Source organism: Salinirussus salinus, assembly GCF_009831455.1.
GTDB classification, from domain to species: Archaea; Halobacteriota; Halobacteria; order Halobacteriales; family Haloarculaceae; genus Salinirussus; species Salinirussus salinus.
In genome coordinates, this window is sequence record NZ_WOWO01000004.1 from 599298 (window position 1) to 619950 (window position 20653).

General features: G+C 68.0%; 19 protein-coding genes. 5 read left to right on the forward strand and 14 right to left on the reverse strand.

The window, feature by feature from the left end:
* Window positions 1–139: 139 nt before the first annotated feature.
* Both GN153_RS16920 and GN153_RS16925 read left to right on the forward strand, forming a co-directional pair.
* Window positions 140–2161 (forward strand): hypothetical protein, encoded by a 2022-nt coding sequence (locus GN153_RS16920; protein ID WP_159904864.1) that lies wholly within the window; start codon window positions 140–142, stop codon window positions 2159–2161.
* Entirely contained in the window at window positions 2158–3276 is a 1119-nt protein-coding gene (locus tag GN153_RS16925) for a hypothetical protein (RefSeq protein WP_159904866.1), read from the forward strand. The genes GN153_RS16920 and GN153_RS16925 overlap by 4 nt, the downstream gene beginning before the upstream one ends.
* 343 nt (window positions 3277–3619) lie before the next feature.
* Here the strand turns inward: GN153_RS16925 and GN153_RS16930 are convergent, their stop codons facing one another.
* Genes GN153_RS16930 through GN153_RS16940 form a run of 3 tightly spaced genes read right to left on the reverse strand, consistent with a single transcriptional unit; the run spans window position 3620 to window position 6278 of the window.
* Window positions 3620–4405 (reverse strand): ABC transporter ATP-binding protein, encoded by a 786-nt coding sequence (locus GN153_RS16930; protein ID WP_159904868.1) that lies wholly within the window; start codon window positions 4403–4405, stop codon window positions 3620–3622.
* A 15-nt stretch (window positions 4406–4420) separates the two neighbouring features.
* The gene (locus GN153_RS16935) at window positions 4421–5239 is read right to left on the reverse strand and encodes an ABC transporter permease (RefSeq protein WP_159904870.1); all 819 of its coding nucleotides are present in this window, start codon (window positions 5237–5239) and stop codon (window positions 4421–4423) included.
* Entirely contained in the window at window positions 5229–6278 is a 1050-nt protein-coding gene (locus tag GN153_RS16940; protein ID WP_236544840.1) for an ABC transporter substrate-binding protein, read from the reverse strand. Before GN153_RS16940 ends, GN153_RS16935 begins: the two co-directional genes overlap by 11 nt.
* Before the next feature lie 241 nt (window positions 6279–6519).
* Between GN153_RS16940 and GN153_RS16945 the strand changes: the two genes are divergently transcribed.
* Complete coding sequence (locus GN153_RS16945) at window positions 6520–6969, forward strand: universal stress protein (protein WP_159904872.1); 450 nt, start codon at window positions 6520–6522, stop codon at window positions 6967–6969.
* A gap of 161 nt (window positions 6970–7130) precedes the next feature.
* On the opposite strand, the gene GN153_RS16950 is transcribed toward GN153_RS16945, so the two are convergent.
* From GN153_RS16950 to GN153_RS16960, 3 genes are read right to left on the reverse strand one after another with little or no spacing between them, the layout of a single operon-like run.
* A complete protein-coding gene (locus GN153_RS16950; RefSeq protein WP_159904874.1) occupies window positions 7131–8132 on the reverse strand; it encodes an LLM class flavin-dependent oxidoreductase in 1002 nt (333 codons plus the stop codon).
* A gap of 4 nt (window positions 8133–8136) precedes the next feature.
* A complete protein-coding gene (locus GN153_RS16955) occupies window positions 8137–9822 on the reverse strand; it encodes a hydantoinase B/oxoprolinase family protein (protein ID WP_159904876.1) in 1686 nt (561 codons plus the stop codon).
* Entirely contained in the window at window positions 9819–11894 is a 2076-nt protein-coding gene (locus tag GN153_RS16960; RefSeq protein WP_159904878.1) for a hydantoinase/oxoprolinase family protein, read from the reverse strand. Before GN153_RS16960 ends, GN153_RS16955 begins: the two co-directional genes overlap by 4 nt.
* Window positions 11895–12024: 130 nt before the next feature.
* On the opposite strand from GN153_RS16960, the gene GN153_RS16965 reads away from it, so the two are divergent.
* Window positions 12025–12984 carry an acetamidase/formamidase family protein gene (locus tag GN153_RS16965; RefSeq protein WP_159904880.1) on the forward strand — a complete coding sequence of 320 codons (960 nt, stop codon included), beginning with the start codon at window positions 12025–12027 and terminating at the stop codon, window positions 12982–12984.
* Between the two features lie 129 nt (window positions 12985–13113).
* On the opposite strand, the gene GN153_RS16970 is transcribed toward GN153_RS16965, so the two are convergent.
* Both GN153_RS16970 and GN153_RS16975 read right to left on the reverse strand, forming a co-directional pair.
* Window positions 13114–13599, reverse strand: a complete 486-nt coding sequence (locus GN153_RS16970; RefSeq protein WP_159904882.1) for a hypothetical protein — start codon at window positions 13597–13599, stop codon at window positions 13114–13116.
* A complete protein-coding gene (locus tag GN153_RS16975; protein ID WP_236544841.1) occupies window positions 13592–14068 on the reverse strand; it encodes a hypothetical protein in 477 nt (158 codons plus the stop codon). Before GN153_RS16975 ends, GN153_RS16970 begins: the two co-directional genes overlap by 8 nt.
* Before the next feature lie 154 nt (window positions 14069–14222).
* Between GN153_RS16975 and GN153_RS16980 the strand changes: the two genes are divergently transcribed.
* Window positions 14223–14639: a DUF4330 family protein gene (locus GN153_RS16980; protein ID WP_159904884.1), complete on the forward strand. Its 417-nt coding sequence runs from the start codon at window positions 14223–14225 to the stop codon at window positions 14637–14639.
* An 803-nt stretch (window positions 14640–15442) separates the two neighbouring features.
* On the opposite strand, the gene GN153_RS16990 is transcribed toward GN153_RS16980, so the two are convergent.
* The 6 genes from GN153_RS16990 to GN153_RS17015 form a co-directional block, all read right to left on the reverse strand.
* On the reverse strand, window positions 15443–16288 hold the full coding sequence (locus GN153_RS16990) for a DUF4330 family protein (RefSeq protein ID WP_159904888.1): 846 nt from the start codon (window positions 16286–16288) through the stop codon (window positions 15443–15445).
* A 49-nt stretch (window positions 16289–16337) separates the two neighbouring features.
* Window positions 16338–16610, reverse strand: a complete 273-nt coding sequence (locus tag GN153_RS16995) for a hypothetical protein (protein ID WP_159904889.1) — start codon at window positions 16608–16610, stop codon at window positions 16338–16340.
* A 66-nt stretch (window positions 16611–16676) separates the two neighbouring features.
* Window positions 16677–17108, reverse strand: coding sequence for a type II toxin-antitoxin system VapC family toxin (locus tag GN153_RS17000; RefSeq protein ID WP_159904890.1), 432 nt, complete (start codon window positions 17106–17108; stop codon window positions 16677–16679).
* Window positions 17105–17380, reverse strand: coding sequence for a hypothetical protein (locus tag GN153_RS17005; RefSeq protein WP_159904891.1), 276 nt, complete (start codon window positions 17378–17380; stop codon window positions 17105–17107). Before GN153_RS17005 ends, GN153_RS17000 begins: the two co-directional genes overlap by 4 nt.
* Window positions 17381–17458: 78 nt before the next feature.
* The gene (gene glmS / locus GN153_RS17010; protein WP_159904892.1) at window positions 17459–19282 is read right to left on the reverse strand and encodes a glutamine--fructose-6-phosphate transaminase (isomerizing); all 1824 of its coding nucleotides are present in this window, start codon (window positions 19280–19282) and stop codon (window positions 17459–17461) included.
* Complete coding sequence (locus GN153_RS17015) at window positions 19282–20517, reverse strand: sugar phosphate nucleotidyltransferase (RefSeq protein ID WP_159904893.1); 1236 nt, start codon at window positions 20515–20517, stop codon at window positions 19282–19284. The genes glmS and GN153_RS17015 overlap by 1 nt, the downstream gene beginning before the upstream one ends.
* Window positions 20518–20653: the final 136 nt, after the last annotated feature.

Here is a 20653-nt window from a genome sequence, read left to right on the forward strand (position 1 = left end):
TCTCATCGCTGTCCTCACGCCACGAGGGGAGATACGCGCTCGACGGACCATCGATGACGCGCAGCTTTTCTCTGCCGTTCCCACGCCGGGAGAGGACGGTGCCTTCATCGCCGCTGGCCGGTCGTATTCGGAGGACAGTATGGGACTCTCTCTGGTCGGGTTCGACGACGACGGGTCGATCAGGTGGAACCGGACTCACGGGACGTACCGGGATGTCAGACGCGTATCCGTCGAACCCGCCCCAAACGGCGGCGTCTTCGTCGTGACCGGACTCCGCCAGTCCGAAGAGGGCGAACGAACCGGCACGGTACTCAGGTTCTCCTCCGGCGGCGAGTTCGAGGCAGAGCAAACCTTCGCTGACTTGAGCCAGGTCAGCAAAATACGCCGGGAAGCCGACGGCACGTACGTTCTCATCGGGTACCGGTCCGACGGGGGCGAGAACTCCACCCCGGTCGTCGTCAAACTCGACGAGCGCGGGGACACACAGTGGTCACATAGTCTGTCCGGCTCGCACGACGTGTACGACATTGCACTCACCGAGAGCGACCAGCACCGGTATCTCGCGAGTTCGGTCTCCGGTGACCCCGAGACCTACGGGGGAACGCCGGTCCTCACAGCGATAACCGGTGCCGGACGAAGGGCGTGGCAGCAAAGCTACGACCCCGCCGTTGCTGGGCGTCCCAGTTCGGAGGCTGTTCCCACCAGCATCGTCCGGCTCGACAGCGACCGGTACGTGGTCTGTTGTTCCCTGCTCGGTCTGCCAGTCAGACCGTGGCTGCTCGAAATTGACGCCCAGGGCGAGGTTTCTTGGAGTAACGTGTACCCGAACGACCAGTCCCGCGGGATCAACGACGCCTTGCGTGACAGCGGAGGCGACGTTCTCGTGGCCGGCTTCAAATCCGTGTTCTCCAATGCCGACAACAACTACGACAGCGACGAAACCGGTGGTGCGTGGGCGGCCAAGTTCTCGACCGAATCCTCGGAAGAACGCCGACTTGACGCACTCGAACCGGCAATCGAGCGGAAGCGCGGGGTCGCACGCGAGATAGATAGCGCTGCCATCCACTTCTCGGAAGCAGACGACGTCGAGCGGATGCTCGCTACCTTTCGCGAGGAGGTCCGTGCCGGAACCTTCACCGACGTGGACGTCCCGAAGGAGGCGATCCGGCGCCACGAACTCGGCGAACGGGTGACGCTCAGACTGCTCGAGAAAACTGGCGAAGCCGAGACAATAAACGGGGAGCAGATCGCCGTCCGGACGACCAGCTTCGGGATACAGCTGGGTGTCTCGCTTCTGATGATGACGATGAGTATCAAACGCCTCCTCGACGATTCAGCGTACAGTAACCTTGGCCCGGCAGACAGGCTGGTCATCGACGATATCGATGAGGTGCTCGGGGAACTGGTCTCGGTGGTCTTCTCCGCTGCCCGGCAGTCCGGGGTGCTGGCAGAGATCAGGGACACCGCACAGCAGGTGTACTCGGGTCTCGCGGAGGGACGGTTCGACGGTCCCGACGAGTTCACCGACGCCCTGTCCGACTCGGTCGCGGCGACTGTGTCCAACCTGTCGCTCCAGCAGACGATCGAAACCGGTGACGGGATGTCGCTACTCGGGACCGGCGACCCAACCTACGGACTGTCGACGGGGCTCCTCGACGAACTGACGAACGCCGAGCGGAGTCTGTCCCATCTCGACGCCGAGCTGAGCGCCGAGACAGTCGAGTCTCAGGGGCTGGCAGGGACTCTCGCCGGTGCCCGGACGGCAACGACGCAAGCGCGTCGTCAGGTCGACCGCATCGCGGCGACGACCGACACGTTTCTCACGGAACTGGAAAACCGGCTGGACTTCCTCGGCATCGCGACGAACGTGTACGACCTGTTCAGCGCCGCTGAAGATGGCGCCCCGCTCTGGCGGGTCGTCGGGACGCTCTCGACGCTTCTGGCGAAGGCGGGACTCGCTGTGGCGACTGTTCGACTGATCGGGACCTTCGTCGGTGAACTTTCGATCCGGCTGATGATGACCGCCAACGCCCGTGGAGTTGTCGGCGTCACACGGGGCGACCCGGTCGGGCTGGACGACATCGCTGCCGCGGTGCCGGATGTCGACAGGATCACCGACCGCCTCGACGCAGCCGAGCGGCGGTGGGGTGGTGTTGTGTGAGCGACCGCATCCTCCAGTTGCTCGACGCGCTCTCGGCCGCGGTCTCGGAGGGGGCGTTTGACGAGGCACAGGCGCTCGGAGACGAACTACAAGCCGAGTACGCGAACCGACGCGAGGACGACGTGGGCCGGGCAACCAGAGCCCGTACGCTGTTAGCCAGCGCGGAATCACACTCCGTCGCGGATGCCACTGCGTTGAGCGATGCGGTCCGGGTTGGCGGTGGCACGCGCATCACCAGGTCGATCGTCTTGCTCACGGTATCGACGCTCGCAGAGTCACACGAGGCTCTCCGGGACAACGGCCAGCTCGAGGAGACGGTTGCAACGGCCGAGGCAGCCATCGAGGAACTGGTGCTCGCCGAACGGGCTGCGGAATCTTCCTCGGCGGACGCCGACGAGGTGATCGGTGCATCTACGGTTCCGCCGAGCCTCGCGATCCGGGGAGTCTCTATCGGGGACGCTGACACCGCTCCCGGGACCGTTTCCGTCTCGACCACAGTCACGAACGCCGGCGACCGGACCGCGACCGGGGTCACGCTCTCGTTTCATCCGCCCGATGGCGTGACTGCGGCCGAGGACCGCCTTCGCCTGGGCAGCCTCGAGCCGGACAAGTCGGAAACAGTCGACACGACGGCGAGCGCTCGTGCGGGAGGTGTCTACGCCGTCGGGGTGCGCGCCACTGGCGAGAACGTGAACGCGGTCCACAGGACGATGACGGTAACCATCCCCGACCCGGACGACAGCGAGGGCCCGTTCGACCCGCCAGGTTCGGACAGCCAGACACCCGAGAACCCGCTGGGCCCTCCAGGGCTGGACAGCCAGACATCCGAGAACCCGCTGGGCCCTCCAGGGCTGGACGGCCAGACGCCCGATGGGAAGACCACCACTGCCGGGTCGAGCCCTACTCCGTTTCCCCGTGACGAGGCCACTGTCACCGAAACGGCAGCCGAAACAGCCGACAGTACGAGCGTGCCGTCGACCCGGAGCAGGTCCAGCGACGAGGCGGCGAGTACCGCCGGGGGAGGCAGTCCCGGGTTTGGCGCGTTGAGTGCGCTGACCGGTATCGGCTATCTCGCATACCGCGCCCTGTCTGGCGATACTGAGTCCGACGAGTAAGACCGTTCAACTCGTCCCACCCGGGCCGGGCACCGTCGAGGGCGGCGGTCATCTCCTCTCAAAGCTTCTCCTGAGGCTCGTGAAGCAGCGGGCGATCGGCGTCGGCGACACACGGACCGTGGTTGATGCGATGATCGACAGGGGTGGTACTGTGCTTCTGACAACTACGCGAAGACCCTGCAGACGTTCGAGGCGCGTTCCGGGTGACGACCCGGGGTGACCGGCACTGAGTCGTTGCTGTCCTGTACTATCCGAGAAACGGCGACCTCGGGATCGGGGACTCGGACGCGGAGACGGCACCAGTTTCCCAGCCCCGGACCGACACGCCGGGGCCCGAGGACAGCTACTCGAAGTACCCGAGTATCTCGGCCTTCACGTCAGTGAAAGCATCCGCGGTCCGGTCGCGCGGCCGGGCGATGTCGACGGTGACCTCGTCCAGGACAGTCCCGGGTCCCTCGGAGAGGACGACGACCCGGTCCGAGAGGTAGACCGCTTCCTCGATGTCGTGTGTGACGAACAGGACGGTCTTTCGGGTCTCGCTCCAGATGTCGAGCAGTTCGCTGTGGAGCGTCGTCTTCGTCCGTGCGTCGACCGAGGCGAACGGTTCGTCCATGAGGAGGATCGGCGGGTCGACTGCGAGCGCGCGTGCGATGCCGACGCGCTGGCGCTGCCCGCCCGACAGCTCGCGCGGATACGCATCGGCCTTCTCGGCAAGCCCCACGAGGTCGAGACAGTACTCGACCCGGTCCCGTTTGCTCGTGCCGGCAGGCGCCCCCACCTCCTCGAGGCCGTACCTGACGTTTCCCGCGACGGTCCGCCACGGGAACAGCGCGTCGTCCTGAAAGACCATCCCGCGGTCGGGTCCCGGTCCGGTGACCGGGGACCCATCGACGCGCGCTTCCCCCGACGTTGCCGACTCCAGGCCGGCGATAATCCGGAAACAGGTCGACTTCCCCGAGCCGGACGGGCCGACAATAGAGACGAAGGCGCCACGCTCGACGTCGAAGGAGATGTCGCTGAGCGCCTCGACCGGCCCGCTCTCGCTCCGGTAGGTCTTGGACACGCTGTCGACGGCGACCTGTGGGCCGTCGAAGTCCGACCCGGCTGTCCCGTCGTCGGATGATGACATCTCACTCACGGTCGGTCACCGCCACGCGAGCGCCCGGCGCTCGACAGTCTTGATCGCACGGTCCGAGAGCAGGAACAGGACGCCGATCACGAGCATGTAGGCGATCACGACCTCCATCCGCAGGAAGTTCGCAGCGTCCCACAGGTGCTGTCCGATGCCGGGGACGCCGAGCAGTTCGGCGGCGACCACGACCATCCACGCCTGGCCGGCCGCGGTGCGGAACCCGGTGAACAGTTCCGGCATCGCCGATGGAACGACGACCTTTCGCACGAGCCCGAGGTCGGATTTGGTGCCGAGCGACTGCGCCACCTCGAGCAACTGGTCGTCGACGCTGTTGACGCCCCCTTCGGCGTTGTAGTAGTTGATCCAGAACGCGACGATGGCGATGATGAAGGCTGCTCCCTGGTCGTTGAGCCCGAACCAGATGATGGCGAAGGGGATCCACGCCAGCGGCGGCACCGGGCGGAGGACGCTCGCGACGGTGCCGACCGTGTTTTCGGCGGTCTTCGACCACCCGACGGTGATACCGACGGCCATCCCGAGTGCAGACCCGACGAACAACCCCGGGATGTAGTGGCGCAGACTCTGGACCGTGAGCTCGAACACCAGCCCGGAGGCGAGGTCCGAGACCAGGACGGCGGCGACGGCCGGCGGGCGGGGAAGCAACGTGCGCGGCGTGAGCAGCGCGGCCCCCCACCAGACGAAGACGAACGCGGCGAGCGCCCCGAGTTGCAGGGCGAGCGTGCGCCAGTCCTCCAAGCCAAATCGGCCGCTGGCCGGGTACCCCAGTCCGCCGACGTCGGTGTCGGTTTCGGTGTCCGTGCTACTCGCCATCACTCACCTGTTCGTAGAAGGAGTGGTCGAACACGTCGCTCTCCGTGAGGTCCCTGTCCACCGACCCGAGTTGCTGGTGGAAGTCGTTGTACACGAGCGACTTATCCACGATCCGGTGGGGGTTGGAGATGAAGTTCGACGCCGGCGAGTTGATCGCCCGGAGAGCGACCGCTTCGGGGAGCACGTCGGTCCCGACCACCTCGCTCGCCATTCTCGCTGCTTCCTCGCGGTTCTCGTGGATGAACTCGGTCGCGCGGACGTGGACGTCCACGAGCTCTCGGACCAGGTCGGGTTGGTCGTCCACCAGCGACTGCGACGGCTGGAGGACCGCTCCCGGCTGTCCCGGCATGATCTCGTCCGCGTACAGGAACGGCTCCATGTCACTCTCCGGATTGGTCTGGAGCTGTGTCGGGATCGGCTCGATGGCGCTGCCGGCGTCGGCCTGGCCCGAGGCGAGCGTCGACTGGAGGGCGCTCGGGCTTTGGCCGGCGATCTCGACGACGTCGAGGTCGAGCCCGAGCCGCTCGGTGAGCCAGAACCGCAGGAACACGTCCGGCGTCGACCCCGCGGGCAGCGTCGCGAACCGCGGCTTCCGGCCCTTGTCCTGGCGGAACCGCTCGAAGGCGTCGGAACCGTGTCGGTTCCAGTACCGTCGCCACTCGGCGCTGCCGACCATCACGTTCGGCTCGACGACGTTCGCGGCGACGACCTTCGACCGGACGCCGTTCGCGACCGCGACCATCCCCGGACTGATGCCGACGTAGGCCAGGTCCAGGTCCCCGGAGGCGTACGCCTGGACCAGCGGTGGCCCGCCGCCGAACGTCTTCACCTCGACGGCCGGCCCCAGGTCGTCGTACCATCCCTGCCGGTCGATGACGAAGTACTGCATCATCGGGAACACGTTGAGCGTTCCGAGCGTGAGCGAATCCGGGCTCGCGCTGGACGAACCGAGACAGCCCGCCAACCCGGCAGACAGACCGGCAACTGTCGCACCGCTCGCTCGAAGCATCGTCCGCCGTGTCAGGCGCTCTGAAGTCACTGCGAGTGGGTAATCGCTTCGGGAATAAACACCCTCCTTATAAAGCGACATTTACGTCTATCAGCGACGCGTCGCGAGCCGGGCCCACCGAACGCTCCCCGTCGTTTCGCCACGGACACTCCGACTGCCCCACGTCTGAGGTCGCCGTAACCCCAACGCACGTACCGGCAACAAACACCGCATCATCGCGGCCCGGCGCCGGAGAACAGCTTTATCCACGCTTCCATCGAAATCCGACCCGATGTACGACCGGATCCTGCTCTCGACGGACGGCACAGTCGCCTCCGAGGAGGCGGAATCCCACGCGCTCGCGCTCGCGGAGGCCACCGGCGCCACTCTCCACGCCCTCTACGTCGTCGACGAGGACGTCGTGACCGCCTACAGTGGCGACGAGTACGTCGACGAGGCCGAGGGGCCGGAACACGGCCTGGCGGAACGCGGGGAGGAGACGCTCTCGCGGGTCGGGAGCGATGCGGCCGACGCCGGCGTCGAGTTCGTCGACGCCATGGAGACCGGCCAGCCCGCCGAGACGATCGTCGACTACGCCGAGGAACGCGACGTGGACCTGGTCGTCCTCGGGACGAAGCGACGGGCGGAGGAGTACCGCTCCCTGCTGGGCAGCGTGACCGACCGCGTCCTCCGGCTGACCGCCAGACCGGTGACTGTCGTCAAGACCGAAGTCGACGACTGACGGAGGCCCGCCCTCTACACGCGGATACTGCCACTCGCATATGCGGATGCCACGCGGCACACCGCCGAGCCGGGAGCGACTGTCACGGACCCACTCCCGTCCCCGGGCTGCTCGGTCCGGGGGCGACGGGACGCCCGCGACGAGACGCCCGGGGCGACCGCTTACGGCCCGAGCTCGCCGGGTTCGAGCACCGTCCTGTGGAAGCGTTCGGTCTCCTCGTGGGGGTCCGGCGGGAACAGACACATCGCGTGGTCGACGCCGAGGTCCCGAAGCCGCTGCAACCGGTCCCGACACCGGTCGGGCGGCCCCGCGACCGCGAACCGGTCACCCAGATACTCCCAGACCCCGTCGCCGATCTCCGCCAGCGCGTCGGCCTCCTCGTCGCCGTGTTCCTGCATGTCGTGGCGCCGGACGAGCGTCTCGAGGTCGTCCCGGATCTCCTGTGGCGCCTCCTCGACAGAGAAGGTGAAGTTGTGGTACGCGATCGGCTCGATGACCGGCTTCAGTTTCTCGACCGCCCGGGCCCGCGTGTCGGCGACGCAGGTGGGGGTGAGCGTGACTATCTCGATGTCGTCGAGCGAGCGGCCGCTTCTGGCGGCACCCTCGCGGATGTTCGCCAGCCCGAGCTCCTCCACGACCGCCGGCTTCGGCCCACCGCCGAAGATGACGCCGTCGGCGACCTGACCGGCCATGCGCAGCGTCACCGGCCCCTCCGCGGCCACGTACACGTCGACGTCGCGCCGTCGCGGCGCGAGCTGGAACGGCTCGCCGTTGAACTCGATTTCCTCGCCCCGGAGCAGCCGCTGGATCTTCGCGGCGGACTCGTGGAGTTGGTCGACGTCGGCGGGCTCTTTCCCGACCGAGTAGACACCGCTGTCGCCGGCGCCGATCCCCAGCAGGACGCGCCCGCCGGCGACCTGGTCGAGCGAGGCGACCGCGTTGGCCGTCACCGAGGGGTGGCGGCTTTTCGGGTTCGTGATCCCGGGCGCGAGCGTCAGGTCGTCCGTCGCCTCCGCGCACGCGGTGAGGGTGACGTAGAGGTCCGTGTAGAGCTGCTGGGAGTCGATCGCCCACAGCGCGTCCCATCCCCACGCCTCCAGCGAGCGTGCGTACTCGACCGCCTCGCTGACCGTGTCGGTCGCGGTGAACCCACCGAACTCCATGCCGCTACTCGGCCTCCGTCTCGGGGTCGTACCCGTACACGTCGCGGGCGCGTTCCTCGCTTATGATCCCCTTCTCGAGGTCGGCCGCGACGCGCTCGGGGTCGCGGTTCCCGGGGTCCCCGTAGCCGCCGGGCGTCGCCGACACGAGCGTCAGCGTCTCGCCCGGCGCCAGCACGCCGGGCCCGTTCGGGGGCACCTCCTTGTCGTCGACGGAGGATTCGACGGTCGCGCGCTTGCCGTGCTGCCCGCCGCGGAACCCCGCGGGGTCGCGGTCCGCCCGGCCCGACGTGAGCGCGAAGTAGGCTGGCCGGTCCGTCGGGTTGGAGTAGGACGTGCGCGTCGCCGGCCCGGAGCGGTACTCGCCGGCCCCTTCCGTGTCCGGGACCAGCGCCGTCTCCTCCCACCGGAGCGGGCTGTAGCGTTCGAACATCTCGATCGGGGTGCTCTGGCCGTTGTACGGGAAGTAGACGCCCGGGATCCCGTCGTGGTCCGCGCCGGGGGGCATGCCGCCCGCGGTCCCGCCGATGGCGACGAACTCCTGGCCGGTCTCGTCCTCGCCCGAGAACGGCGCGAGCTGGATCCCGGCCATCTCCGAGAGCGCCTCCTCGGGGATGACCTGCCCGAGCGCGTGGATCAGGACGTCCTCGGCACGCGAGTAGGTGATGTGACGACCCATCGTGGCCTTGGGCCGGTCGCAGTTGAGGATGGAGCCCTCGGGCGCCGTCACCTCGATCGGGTGGAAAAAGCCCTCCGCGTTCGGCAGGTCCGGCACGAGCATGCACTTGACGATGTACTCGGTGACCGAGACGATGTTACCGAACGGGCAGTTGATCCCGGCGTCGATCTGGTCGGAAGTCCCGGCGAAGTCGACGACGAGTTCGTCGCCGTCGACGGTCACGGCCACCTGGATCGTGATCTCGTGGTCCGCGACCTCGAACTCCTTACTGTTCTCGTAGGTACCGTCCGGCAGCGCCGCGAGTTCGTCACGGAGCGCGCGCTCCGAGCGGTCGATGACCTCCGCTGCCACCCGGTCGAAGGTCTCGCGGTCGTAGTCCTCGACCGTCTCCCGGAGGCGTTCCTCGCCCAGCGTGTTCCCCGACCGCAGCGCCTCGAGGTCGCCGAGTGCCTGGTGGGGGATCCGGACGTTACTCCGGATGATCTCGTCGATCGCCTCGTTCCGTGTGCCGGCCTCGTAGAGTTTCGTCGGCGGGACGAGGATCCCCTCCTCGTAGACCTGCTCGGCGTCGGTCGACCAGCCGCCGCGGTTGCCGCCGACGTCGTCCGTGTGCCCGAGGGCGCCGACGATCCCCGCGAGGTCGCCGCCGTGGAAGACGGGGTTGAGAACGACGAAATCGGAGAGGTGACCGCCGCCGACCCACGGGTCGTTGGTGATGATCGTGTCGCCGGGTTCCAGCGTCTCGGGCGGGAAGTACTCGTCGAGGATGATCTTGGTCGTCCGGGACAGCGCCCCGGAAAGGACGGGCACCGACTGGTCCGAGAGGCCGATCGCGTCCCCCTCTGCGGTCATGACTGCAGTCGAGGCGTCTGCCCCCTCCCGGATGGAGAAAGAGAAGGCGAGTCGCTCGGCCGCGTCGTACATCTCGTCCGCGGTTGCCTGGAGCCGGTTCCACAGCACCTTCGTCTCGAGTCCGCCGACCTCCCGGGAACTCGAGTCGTGTGTCTCGGTCATTGTAGGGTGATCGTGATGTCGTAGTTGTCGGCCACTTCCACAGTCGATTCGGGGTCGGCGACGACGGTCGTCTGGTCGGCCTCGACGACGAGCGGCCCCTCGAGCGTCCGGCCGGCCTCCAGGTTCTCCCACCGGTAGGCGTCGGTCTCGACGCGGCCGACCCCGGAACCGAAGTACACCTCGCGGGGGTCGGGGTCCTCGACGTCGCCCGCCGGAGCCGCGAACTCCGCTGCCTCCGCGTCGTGGTCGGCCTCGCTGAGTTCGAGCCGGTAGGTGAGCACCTCGACCGGGAAGTCGAGTGTTTCCCGGTTGAACGTCTCGCGGTAGGCCCGTTCGAACGCCTCCCTGACGGCCTCGGTGGTCACGTCCTCGATGGCGTGGCCGTCGAGCGGGACCTTGATCTCGTGTCCCTGGTCGACGTGGCGCATGTCGAGGCTGAGGTGGACGTCCGCCTCGGCCGGCTGGATGTCCGCACGGGCGAGAACGTCGGCGGCTTCCTCGTACAGCGGCTCGAACTGGCGCTGGAAGTCCTCCGCCGACAGCGTCGACAGGACGGCCTGGCTGGTCGCGCTCGCCTCGTACATGCGCGGGGCTTCGGTCAGTCCGATCGAGGAACCGACTCCCGCCCCGTACGGACAGACGACGTCCTCGATGTCGAGCTTGCGGGCGACTCTGAACGCGTGTGCGGGCCCGGCTCCCCCGAGCGCGGTCATCGAGAGGCCGCGCGTGTCGATCCCGCGCGAGGCGGCGTACTCCCGGAACGCCGTGACCATGTTCTCGTTGACGACCTCGAACACCTGCCACGCGGCCTCGGTGACCGAGACGTCAAGCGGGTCCGCCAGTTCCGCCTCGAAGACCGAGCGGGTCTGCTCCGTCGCCAGGTCCATTCGCCCACCGTAGAAGGTCTCGGGGTTGAGATAGCCGAGCAGCAGCGACGCGTCGGTGACTGTCGGTCGCTCGCCGCCCTGGTTGTAACAGACCGGCCCGGGGTCCGAGCCGGCCGACTCGGGACCGACTTCGACGAGGCCGACGTCGTTGACCGACGCGATAGAGCCACCGCCCGCGCCGATCTCGGTCAGGTCGATCAGCGGCGACACGAGGTCGTACCCGCTGCCCTCCTTGAACCGGTGTTCGCGGGCCACGTCCGTCCGGTATTTCATCCGGACGTCGGCGTCCTCGATGATCGACCCCTTCGCGGTGGTCCCGCCCATGTCGAACGAGAAGACGTCGTCGTTGCCGTGGTCCTGGCCGAAGATGCGGGAGGCGAGAACTCCGGCAGCGGGCCCGGATTCGACGAGCCGGATCGGCTCCGCCTTCGCGGTACTGACGTCGACGATCCCCCCCGACGAGGTCATCATGTACACTTCGCCGGTGAACCCCTCGTCGCGGAGTTCGGTCCGCAGGAAGTCGAGGTACTCCTCGACGACGGGCGCGACGTACGCGTTGATCGCCGTCGTCGACGTGCGTTCGTACTCCCTGATGACGGGGACGACCTCCGAGGAGAGTGATACGTTCAGCTCCGGATACTCCTCCTCGAGAACCTCGGCGACGAGCTGCTCGTGCTGTGGGGACTCGTAGGCGTGGAGCAGCGAGACCGCGACCGAGTCCACGCCGTGGTCCTCGACGAGTTCCCGTGCCCGTTCGCGGACCTCCCGCCGGTCGAGGGGCTCGACGACCTCGCCGTCGTCGTTCAGCCGCTCGTCGAGCTCGAGCCGGCGCTGGCGGGGGACGAGCGGGTCGGGGTACGCCATCCCCCAGTCGAACATGTCGTAGCGCGACCCGCGCCGCAGCTTCAGCACGTCACGGACCCCCTCCGTCGTGAGAAGTCCCGTGGTCGCTCCGGTTCCTTCGATGAGAGTATTCGAGACGAGTGTCGTTCCGTGGATCACCGTCCCGAGGTCGCCGAACTCCACTCCGTTCTCGTCGAGAATGCGACGGGTGCCGGTCAGCGCCCCCTCGGCGGGGTTCTCCGGCGTTGTCGGCTCTTTGTCGATGGTGACCTCCCCCTCCCGCTGGTCGACCAGCGTGAAGTCGGTGAAGGTCCCCCCGATATCGATGCCAAGCGTAAACATACGGCATCCCGGTTCCGGCCACAATCCTGTATAATTTTGGTCTTTTTTCGTCCAGCCTCCCCTGCCACACACTGGTTCGAACTACTGGCGCCTACACTTTCATATCACTGTAGCACAAAGTTCGGGCGGCATGTCGTCGAACACCTACACGGTCGACCACGAGCTGAGCGACGCCGACGAGAACGTCCACCACGTCTGGGACAACAGCCTCGACCCGCTTCTCACTGTCGAGCCCGGCGAGGTCGTCCGCTTCGAGTGCCGGGACGCGCTCGACGGCCAGGTCGGACCGGACTCGACGGCCGAGGACCTCGCGGCGGCGAGTTTCGACCCGGTGCACCCGCTGACCGGGCCGGTCGCGGTCGAGGGCGCCGACCCCGGCGACGTGCTCGCGGTCGAGTTGCTCGACTTCGAGCACAAGGGCTGGGGCTTTACCGGGTTCATGCCCGGCGAGATGGGACTGGGGCTGCTCCCCGAGGACTTTCCCGACGCCGGCCTCCACGTCTGGGACCTGGCGGACGGTGTGGCTCACTTCGTCAACGGGATCGAGGTGCCCCTGGACATGTTCCCGGGGATCGCCGGCGTCGCGCCCGCGGAAGACGGCGAGCACGACACGCTCCCGCCGCGTGACGTCGGCGGGAACATGGACGTCAAACACATGACCGCGGGGTCGACGGTCTACTTCCCGGTGAAAAACGAGGGGGCGCTGTTCTCGACCGGCGACTGTCACGCCTCGCAGGGCGACGGCGAGGTCTGCGTGACCGGCATCGAGGCGCCGATGTTCGTCACCGCCCGCTTTGACGTCCGGACGGACATGGACATCGAGCAACCCCAACTGGAGACCTCCGGGCCCTTCACTCCCACCGGCGAGGACGAGCCGATGTACGCGACGACGGGCATCGACGACGACCTGATGGAGGCGACGAAGAAGGCCACCCGGCACATGATCGACCACATCCACGACCACCGCGACCTGACCCGCGGGGAGGCGTACATCCTCTGCTCGGCGGCGGTGGACCTGAAGATAAGCGAGGTCGTCGACGAACCGAACTGGACGGTGACGGCGTACCTGCCCGAGAGCATCTTCCCGTGACGGAGCCGGTCCCCCGCGTGACCGCGACGGCACGGCTCACCCTGCGGGCGGCAGTTTACCGGCCGGAACCGACGGGGCCCGTGGCGGCCGGCACACTGCGCTCTCCCGGGGGAGTAGCTGCGCGTGTCGTCAGTCCGCCACGACGTATCTGTCCACGACAAACACACCGATACTCACTGCCACCGCGACCACGGCCACGCGCGCGTCCGCGGTCACGTACAGATTCGGCGTCGGCGGGCGCCACCAGAGCGGGTACAGCCAGAAACTCGAGGAGCCGTCGACGTACACCCGCAGCCCGTCGAGCACCAGCGACGAGAGCCCGCCGGCCACGAGCAGCCCGTACACCCGCCGGCGTGCCTGCCCGAAGAATAGCGTGGTCGCGCCTGCGACCACCAGCACGCCGGCCAGCGAGCTGACCGGGTCGTACTCGAAGGGAACCCCCAGCGCCGACTGGACCACGCCCTCGTCGACCAGTCGCTCGACTTTCACGAGGTCCGGGATCGCAGCCCCGCCCATCCCGACGACGACCCACCGCGGCTCCAGCCACCCGACCCGCCACCCGGCCACGGTCAACAGCACGTAGGCAGCCAGTACGTGCGTCAGCAGGTCAGCCATCCTCGCGGGCCTCCAGTGTGAGCGACCCCCAGTCGACTCGCCAGTACCGGAAGAACACGACCAGCACCAGCGCCGCCCCGACCAGCGAGGTGCCGTACTTGTAGACCAGCGATGACCCCGAGGGGTTGACGACCGCGACCGCCTCGGCGGTCATCGTCCGGTCGGATTCTAGCTGGCCGAGCACCTGCACCACCCCTCCCGGTTCGACGTCCGCGTCGAACGCCCGGACCGTCAGCGGGAACGACCCGGTCGCGTGCTCCACACTCAGGCGTGCGGTTCCGTCGGCGACCGACTCGACGGTGCCGAACAGGAGCGCCCGCTCGCCGACGTACCGGTCGTACTCGGCGGCCAGCCGGTCGGCGTCGGGGTACGGCCAGTGCTCCTCGTCGGCGCTGTCGTAGTGGACGCCCATCGCGAACACCAGCCCGACCAGCGCGACCGCGAGCAGCACCCGCGTGCGCAGCTTCACGACCACAGTCTCGCTCACCCAGGTTATAGGGATTACGTCCTCCTGCCGCCCCCCCCCCTGCACGCGTCTCCAGGACTCGGACAGCAGACGCGCAGTCGCGTGCCAGACGTAACACAACCACTATACGGGTCCCCCCGCACTCCCCGGACGAGAGATGCCGATCATCGACGACGAGGGGCGGCTGTTCGGGACGGTCAACATCATCGACGCGCTCGTCGTGCTGTTCGTCCTCGCGGTCGTCGTCGCCGGCGTGGCGCTCCTGACTGGCGGCGGGAGCAGCGACGAGACACCGACCAGAACCGTCGTCGTCGACGTCGGCCAGCAACCGGGTTATGTCATTGACGCTATTGAGGAAGGCTCGGTCGAGACCAGCGATATCGTCGCCGTCGAGAACAAGGCTATCGCCTCCGGCGGCGGGAACGACCGCCTCCGGCTGACAGTCACTCTCGCCGTCACCGAGAACGCCGATGGGCTACCGACCTTCGCCGAGGACCGTCTCTACGTCGGTCGGCAGGTTCAGCTCGACCTGGGGACGACTATCGTGAGCGGGACTGTCATCGAGATGCGCTGAGCCATGTCTACCTCGGACTCCTCTCTCGCGAGTATCCGTCGCCGATTCCGGACGGCACTTGCCGAGTCGCGGCTCCGGACCACCCTCGCGGCGGCCGCTGACACGTCACGGACTCTCGCGGCTCCTTCTATTCTGAGCCGTGCTGCCGCTCATGCCCGCACTACTCAGGCTCTTCGGACGCTCAAACGCTGGGGGCGTCACTCTTTCCTGTACCGCTGGCTCACGAAGGAGCCGGACCCAGACGTCATCGTCATCGACTTACGCGAGACCTACACCGTCGGCCCGCTCATCGCAGTCCTCGACCGCATAGCGGTTCCGCTCGGTCGTTCCTACCGCGCTTCAGGACTACGTCGGCTCGCTGACAGAGCTGCAGGAGTCGCGAGCGCGCTCGCGGCCACTCGGATAGGGCAGGCGTTCGGGCGTGCGCTCGCTCCACCGGAGCCACCGGATGCGCCGTCGACTTCGGACCAAGATTCCGAATCCCAGCCCGAGACCGGCTCTCGAGACTCTCAGTAAGCCCATGGACTGGAAGGCTCCTCGTTTAACACGTGGCATTCCCCTCCGGTGATCTCTGAACTGTGGTGGAGTCTCCGCGGCTCACGATTGAGACTGACTCACGCTTGTGGTTTGTTATTATACTCCAATCACGTACTTGTCTTTTCACGCTTTCCCAACGGATATCCTCGCTTCGGGGCGAGCCGATGGTCGGTTCCGCGTCCGAGGGGAGTTTCACCGACGGAAGATTGGTCGAGATATTCCGAAACGACCGGTAACCCGGGTCAACCTGGGATCGCGGGCTCGGTTCAGAGGGCGATCACCGTCCCCGCGATCCTCGCTTCACCGAGGTCGAGTCGAAGCCGCGTTCCGGGTTCGACGGCGACCCCTCGGAAGTACACTGTCCCGTCCTCCTCGACGACTTCGAGTTCGACCTGCAGACGGAGAGTAGTTGTCGTCTCGGTCTCAGAAACGACCGCCCGGTCGTGGACGGCGACGATGTCGCGGCCCATGACCGGACCCTCGGTGATTGTGTCGACTTTCCCGGCATCGACGGTCGTCTCGACGGTCACGACCCGGGTCGTCGTCGGCTCAGGTGTAGTCGTCTGTGTGGGTGGTGTGGCTGTTCGCGTGGGTGTCTTCGTCGATGGTGCCGCCGTCGTCGGCTCAGGCGTGGGCGTCGGTGTTGGCGTCGGGACCGACTCCACGCGCTCGGGCTCGCGGGCGGCCGTCACGACGCCTGAGACAGTGACGGTTTCCAGGTCCAGTGTCACTGACCGGCCGATGAACAGCCGCTCGCCCGCGAACGTCGTCACGCCGTCTTCGGTCGCCCCGACCACGAGCTGGACGTCAAGTTCGTAGGTCGCGTTGCCGCTGCTCGCGTTCTCGGCCGTGCCCACCCGTTCGACGCGCTCGATAGCCGCGACTTGCTCGTTCGCGACGGGCCCCGTCTCCAGTGCTGCGACCTCAGTGGGGACATCGACGGTTGTCTGGACTGTGACTGACTGGGTGAGCGTGCCACTGTCGGCGCCCCCACTGGCCCCTGTCAGGACCACGACGCCGCCAGCGAGCACGAGGACCACGAGGGCGACCGCGAGTGCGTCGACGGCGTTGACGACGCCGAAGAGGTCGCCATTCTCGTCGATGACCGGCATAACACCCTCTCGATTGACCACCCACTAAGACCTGCCGACACGTCACGTCCTACAGGTCCTCGCGAAGCCGGGCCAGCTCCTCATCGACGTCCTCGCTCTCCTCCCCATCGCCACCCACGTCGACCGCCGGCCGGCGCTCCCGCGACTCCCCGGAGTCGGTCAGCACCGCCCACGTGGCCCCGCCGGCCACGAGCGCGACCAGCGCGTAGATGGGGACGTTCACGACCGGGCCGTACAGCTCCCGCAGCGTCGGCAGCGCGAGGTAGACGAACACTGCGAGCGAGACCGCACCGCTGTAGCCGAGTGCGCGTAGCCGGCCCATACGCTCCTTACGGCATGTCGGCTCCTAATAGCTGTGCCCCGGACAAACTCTCCTCTCCGGCTCTCCTCAAAGCTCCGCTGGGGGAACCCGGGAAATGAGCCCGTCAAAATCGTCGTCAAAGCTCAGTATCTGGTCGACCCCACGGCGACGGGCGAGCGCTATGCTCGTTGCGTCGGTAAAACTCAACCGCTGGTCGTCGTACTGCTCGAAGACATCGACAGCGTCGGCGAAGGCAGCGGCCGACACCCGGAGCAACTCGAAAGTCTGTGGGTACGGGTCGGCACCGCGGAGCCGCTCGCCAAGCCGCTTCGCCGCCCCGAACGACTCACTGCGCGTGAGCGTCAGTGTGACTGCCTCATCGTAGATGTAGTCGCTCACGTACGGAAGGCCGAGTTGTCCGTCGTAGACTACGTCGAGTGCATCGCTCGCAGCCCCGTGTCTCGCCGCGTCGGTGTCGTGGTCGGCATAGAGTACGCCCGTGTCGACCAGAACAGTCATCCGTACAGGATATCGTCGATATCTTCTTCGTCAGTCTCGGTACCGGACGCAAACCGCCCACGACGCATTGCCTCCTTCTCATCCTCCGAGAGAGGCACCATCGATTCCCTGAACGAGTCGATGACTGCGTCGCGGGACTCGTATGCATCGTCGATGAGCCGTGTGAGCAGCTCCTGCTGTGTCACCTTCCGTCCCGTTCGTAGCCGGATCTCCGCCTGGAGCTCCTCGAGACGGGACTTCGCACCTTCCTCCACCTTGACCGCTGTCGGCATATCCATAGGTTTCTCTCGAAACTTAGTAAACGTTTCTACGACCTGTCGCAGCGTGCTCGTCTCAGCCTTCGCGGCCGCTCACTCCACGGTCACACTCTTCGCGAGATTGCGGGGCTTGTCGATCGACCGCCCGAGTTCGTTCGCGACGTGATACGAGACCAGCTGCAGCTGGACGTTCGCGAGCACACTCGCGGCCCGGCGGTGGGTCTCGGGGAGTTCGAGGACGTGGTCGGCGTACCGTTCCACGTCGCTCTGGCCGTCGGTCACGGCGACGACGGGGGCGTCGCGGGCCTCGACCTCCTTGACGTTGCCGACGGTCTTGGTGGCGAGTTCGTCGTCGCCGGTGACGACCGCGAAGACGGGCGTGTCCTCGGTCACAAGCGCCAGCGGGCCGTGTTTGAGCTCGCCCGCGGCGAAGCCCTCTGCGTGTTTGTAGGTGATCTCCTTCATCTTCAGCGCGCCCTCGAGCGCGACCGGGTAGTGGTACCCCCGGCCGATGAAGAAGTAGGCGCCGGCGTCGACGAACTCGGCGGCGACCTCCGCCGCGCCGGAGTCGTCCAGCAGCGTCTGGACGTCCCCGGGCAGGTCCCGGAGCGCGGCCACCACGTCCCGGCCGCCGGACTCGGCGGTCGCCAGCGAGAGCAGGTTCAGCGCCGCCAGCTGGGAGGCGAAGGTCTTGGTCGCCGCCACCCCGATCTCCGGGCCGGCCCGGATGTACAGCGTGTGGTCGGCCTCGCGGGCGGCGGTCGAGCCGACGGTGTTGGTCACGGCGAGCGTGCGCGCGCCGCGGCGGCTGGCCTCCCGCATCGCCGAGAGGGTGTCGGCGGTCTCGCCGCTCTGGGTCACCCCCACCACGAGCGCGTCCCCGATCGGCGGGACGCCGGTGGCGTACTCGCTGGCGAGGAAGGCCTGGGCGGGCACGCCGGCCTCCCTGAACAGGCGGGCGGCGTACAGCGCGGCGTGGTAGGAGGTGCCGGCGGCGACGAACTGGACGCCGGTCGGCGAGAGGTCGCCCAGGTCCCCGATGTCCACGGCGCCGCCGAGTTCGTCGACCCGGCCGCGGAGACACTGCCGGAGCGCCCGCGGTTGCTCGTGGATCTCCTTGAGCATGAAGTGGTCGTAGCCGCTCTTGCCGGTCTCCTCGGGGTCCCAGTCGACCGTCTCGACGTCCTTGTCGACGACCTCGCCCGCGGCGTCGGTGACTGTCCAGCCCGCGGCGTCCAGCCGGGCGAACTCCCCGTCGGCCAGGTAGACGACGCGGTCGGTGAAATCACGGAAGGCGGGGACGTCACTCGCCAGGTAGGTGGCGTCGTCGTCGACCCCCAACACGAGCGGCGAGTCGTTGCGGGCGGCGAAGACGGTCTCCTCGCCCGCGACGACCACTGCGATGGCGTAGCTCCCCTCCAGGCGGGCGATAGCCTCCCGGACCGCTTCCTCCATGTCGAGTCCCTCGCGCAGCCCCGCCTCGACGAGGTGGGGGACGACCTCGGTGTCCGTATCCGACCGGAACTCGTGGCCGGCCGTCGAGAGCTCGTCCCGCAGGGCCTGGTAGTTCTCGATGATCCCGTTGTGGACGACCGCGACCTGCCCCGTGCAGTCGACGTGGGGGTGGGCGTTGGCGTCGGTCGGCGGTCCGTGGGTGCTCCAGCGGGTGTGGCCCACGCCAACCGGCCCCGACGTCTCCCGGCCCTCCAAGGCGGTCCGGAGGTCGTCGATCTTCCCCGCGCACTTGACGACGTCGAGGCTCCCCTCGCTCTCGGCGCTCCCGTCGGCCTCGTCGTCACCCGCCTCGGAGAGTGCGACGCCGGCGGAGTCGTAGCCGCGGTACTCCAGCTTGCTCAGGCCGTGGACCAGCGTGTCCAGCGTGTCCTCCCGGCCGACACAGCCGATGATCCCGCACATCAGCGGACCACCTCCGCGCCGCCGGGGACGGTCCCGTCGACGTGGGCGCCCGTGCCGACGGTCGCCTCCGGCCCCACCAGCGTCCCCGGCGCGAAACTCACGCCACCGCGCGCCCGTACCCGGTCGGCCAGCACCGCGCCCAGCCGCTGGTCCTCGTGAACCTCGCGGCCGACGCGGACGTCACCCGGTCCCCCGGGGATGGCCGTGACGGCACCGAGCCGGACGCTCTGGCCGGTGACCGCGTCGAGCAGCGTCGACCCCGCCCCGACCCGGGTGTCGGCATCGAGGACTGCGCGCTCGACGGTGGCGTTCGCGCCGACGGTGACGTTCCGGCCCAGCGCGACGTCCGGGCCGACGACCGCGCCCGCCGCGAGTTCGCAGTCCGGCCCGACCACGACCGGGGGCCGCAGCGTCGCCGCCTCCGCGACCCGCGCGCTCGGGTCGACCCAGACGCCGTCGGCGCGCTCCTGGACACTCCCCGCGCGCTCGAGGCCGCCGTCGGTCCGGTCGGGGCCGGACACCCGGCCGCGCGCGAGCACCTCGCTCGCCACTTCGAGCAGGTCCCAGGGGTAGGTGGCGTCGACCCACAGCCCCCCGGTCCGCACCCCGCGGACCCGCTCGCCGTCGACCAGCCGGGCGATGGTGTCGGTCAGGGCGAGTTCGCCGTCCTCCCGCGGGGTGGCCTCGATGGCCTCGAACACCGAGGCGTCGAAGGCGTATATCCCGGCGTTGATCAGCCGGAACGCGTCGCTGTCGGGCTTCTCGACGATCTCCTCGATGTCCCGGCCCCGCAGCCGGACCGCGCCGTACTGGCTCGCGTCGGCGCGCTCGATGACCGCCAGCGCCGCGCGGGCGTCGTCCTCGGCGAAGGCGTCCCGGACCGCGGCGACCGACTCGGCGGCGATCAGCCGGTCGCCGTTGACGACCAGCAGGGCCCCGTCGACGGCCTCCCGGGCCTGCAGGAGGGCGTGCCCGCTGCCCAGCTGTTTGTCCTGGACGACGTACTCGATGGGGACTCCGCGGTAGGAGGGTCCGAAGTGTTCCTGGACGCGCTCGCGGCGGTAGCCGACGACGAAGACCAGCCGGTCGACCCCGGCGTCGATCAGGGCGTCACAGACGTGTTCGAGGATGGGGCGGTTCGCCGCCGGCAGCATCGGCTTGGGGCGGTTCCGCGTCAGCGGGCGGAGCCGCGTTCCCTCGCCGGCCGCCAGCACGACCGCCGTCCGAACGCTCATACTCAGACGTGTCGGTCTGCCGGTATCAAGCTTCTGGGGATCGCAGTACTGGGGACGGTCGCTCCTGGGAACCCCGCCGGCGTCACGCGGTCCGGTGACGGCGCGGCCGCTCGACGCGCTCGGTATAAGCGAAAGA

Excerpts from the sequence above, each read along its gene's own strand:
- GN153_RS16950 (WP_159904874.1), bottom strand. The coding sequence starts at position 8,132 with ATGGAGTTCGGTGGGTTCACCGCGACCGACACGGTCAGCGAGGCGGTC.
- GN153_RS16995 (WP_159904889.1), bottom strand. The coding sequence starts at position 16,610 with ATGGGCCGGCTACGCGCACTCGGCTACAGCGGTGCGGTCTCGCTCGCA.
- glmS (WP_159904892.1), bottom strand. The coding sequence starts at position 19,282 with ATGTGCGGGATCATCGGCTGTGTCGGCCGGGAGGACACGCTGGACACG.
- GN153_RS16930 (WP_159904868.1), bottom strand. The coding sequence starts at position 4,405 with ATGTCATCATCCGACGACGGGACAGCCGGGTCGGACTTCGACGGCCCA.
- GN153_RS16990 (WP_159904888.1), bottom strand. The coding sequence starts at position 16,288 with ATGCCGGTCATCGACGAGAATGGCGACCTCTTCGGCGTCGTCAACGCC.
- GN153_RS16980 (WP_159904884.1), top strand. The coding sequence starts at position 14,223 with ATGCCGATCATCGACGACGAGGGGCGGCTGTTCGGGACGGTCAACATC.
- GN153_RS16945 (WP_159904872.1), top strand. The coding sequence starts at position 6,520 with ATGTACGACCGGATCCTGCTCTCGACGGACGGCACAGTCGCCTCCGAG.
- GN153_RS16970 (WP_159904882.1), bottom strand. The coding sequence starts at position 13,599 with ATGGCTGACCTGCTGACGCACGTACTGGCTGCCTACGTGCTGTTGACC.
- GN153_RS17005 (WP_159904891.1), bottom strand. The coding sequence starts at position 17,380 with ATGCCGACAGCGGTCAAGGTGGAGGAAGGTGCGAAGTCCCGTCTCGAG.
- GN153_RS16960 (WP_159904878.1), bottom strand. The coding sequence starts at position 11,894 with ATGTTTACGCTTGGCATCGATATCGGGGGGACCTTCACCGACTTCACG.
- GN153_RS16920 (WP_159904864.1), top strand. The coding sequence starts at position 140 with ATGGGACTCTCTCTGGTCGGGTTCGACGACGACGGGTCGATCAGGTGG.
- GN153_RS16955 (WP_159904876.1), bottom strand. The coding sequence starts at position 9,822 with ATGACCGAGACACACGACTCGAGTTCCCGGGAGGTCGGCGGACTCGAG.
- GN153_RS17015 (WP_159904893.1), bottom strand. The coding sequence starts at position 20,517 with ATGAGCGTTCGGACGGCGGTCGTGCTGGCGGCCGGCGAGGGAACGCGG.
- GN153_RS16965 (WP_159904880.1), top strand. The coding sequence starts at position 12,025 with ATGTCGTCGAACACCTACACGGTCGACCACGAGCTGAGCGACGCCGAC.
- GN153_RS17000 (WP_159904890.1), bottom strand. The coding sequence starts at position 17,108 with ATGACTGTTCTGGTCGACACGGGCGTACTCTATGCCGACCACGACACC.
- GN153_RS16935 (WP_159904870.1), bottom strand. The coding sequence starts at position 5,239 with ATGGCGAGTAGCACGGACACCGAAACCGACACCGACGTCGGCGGACTG.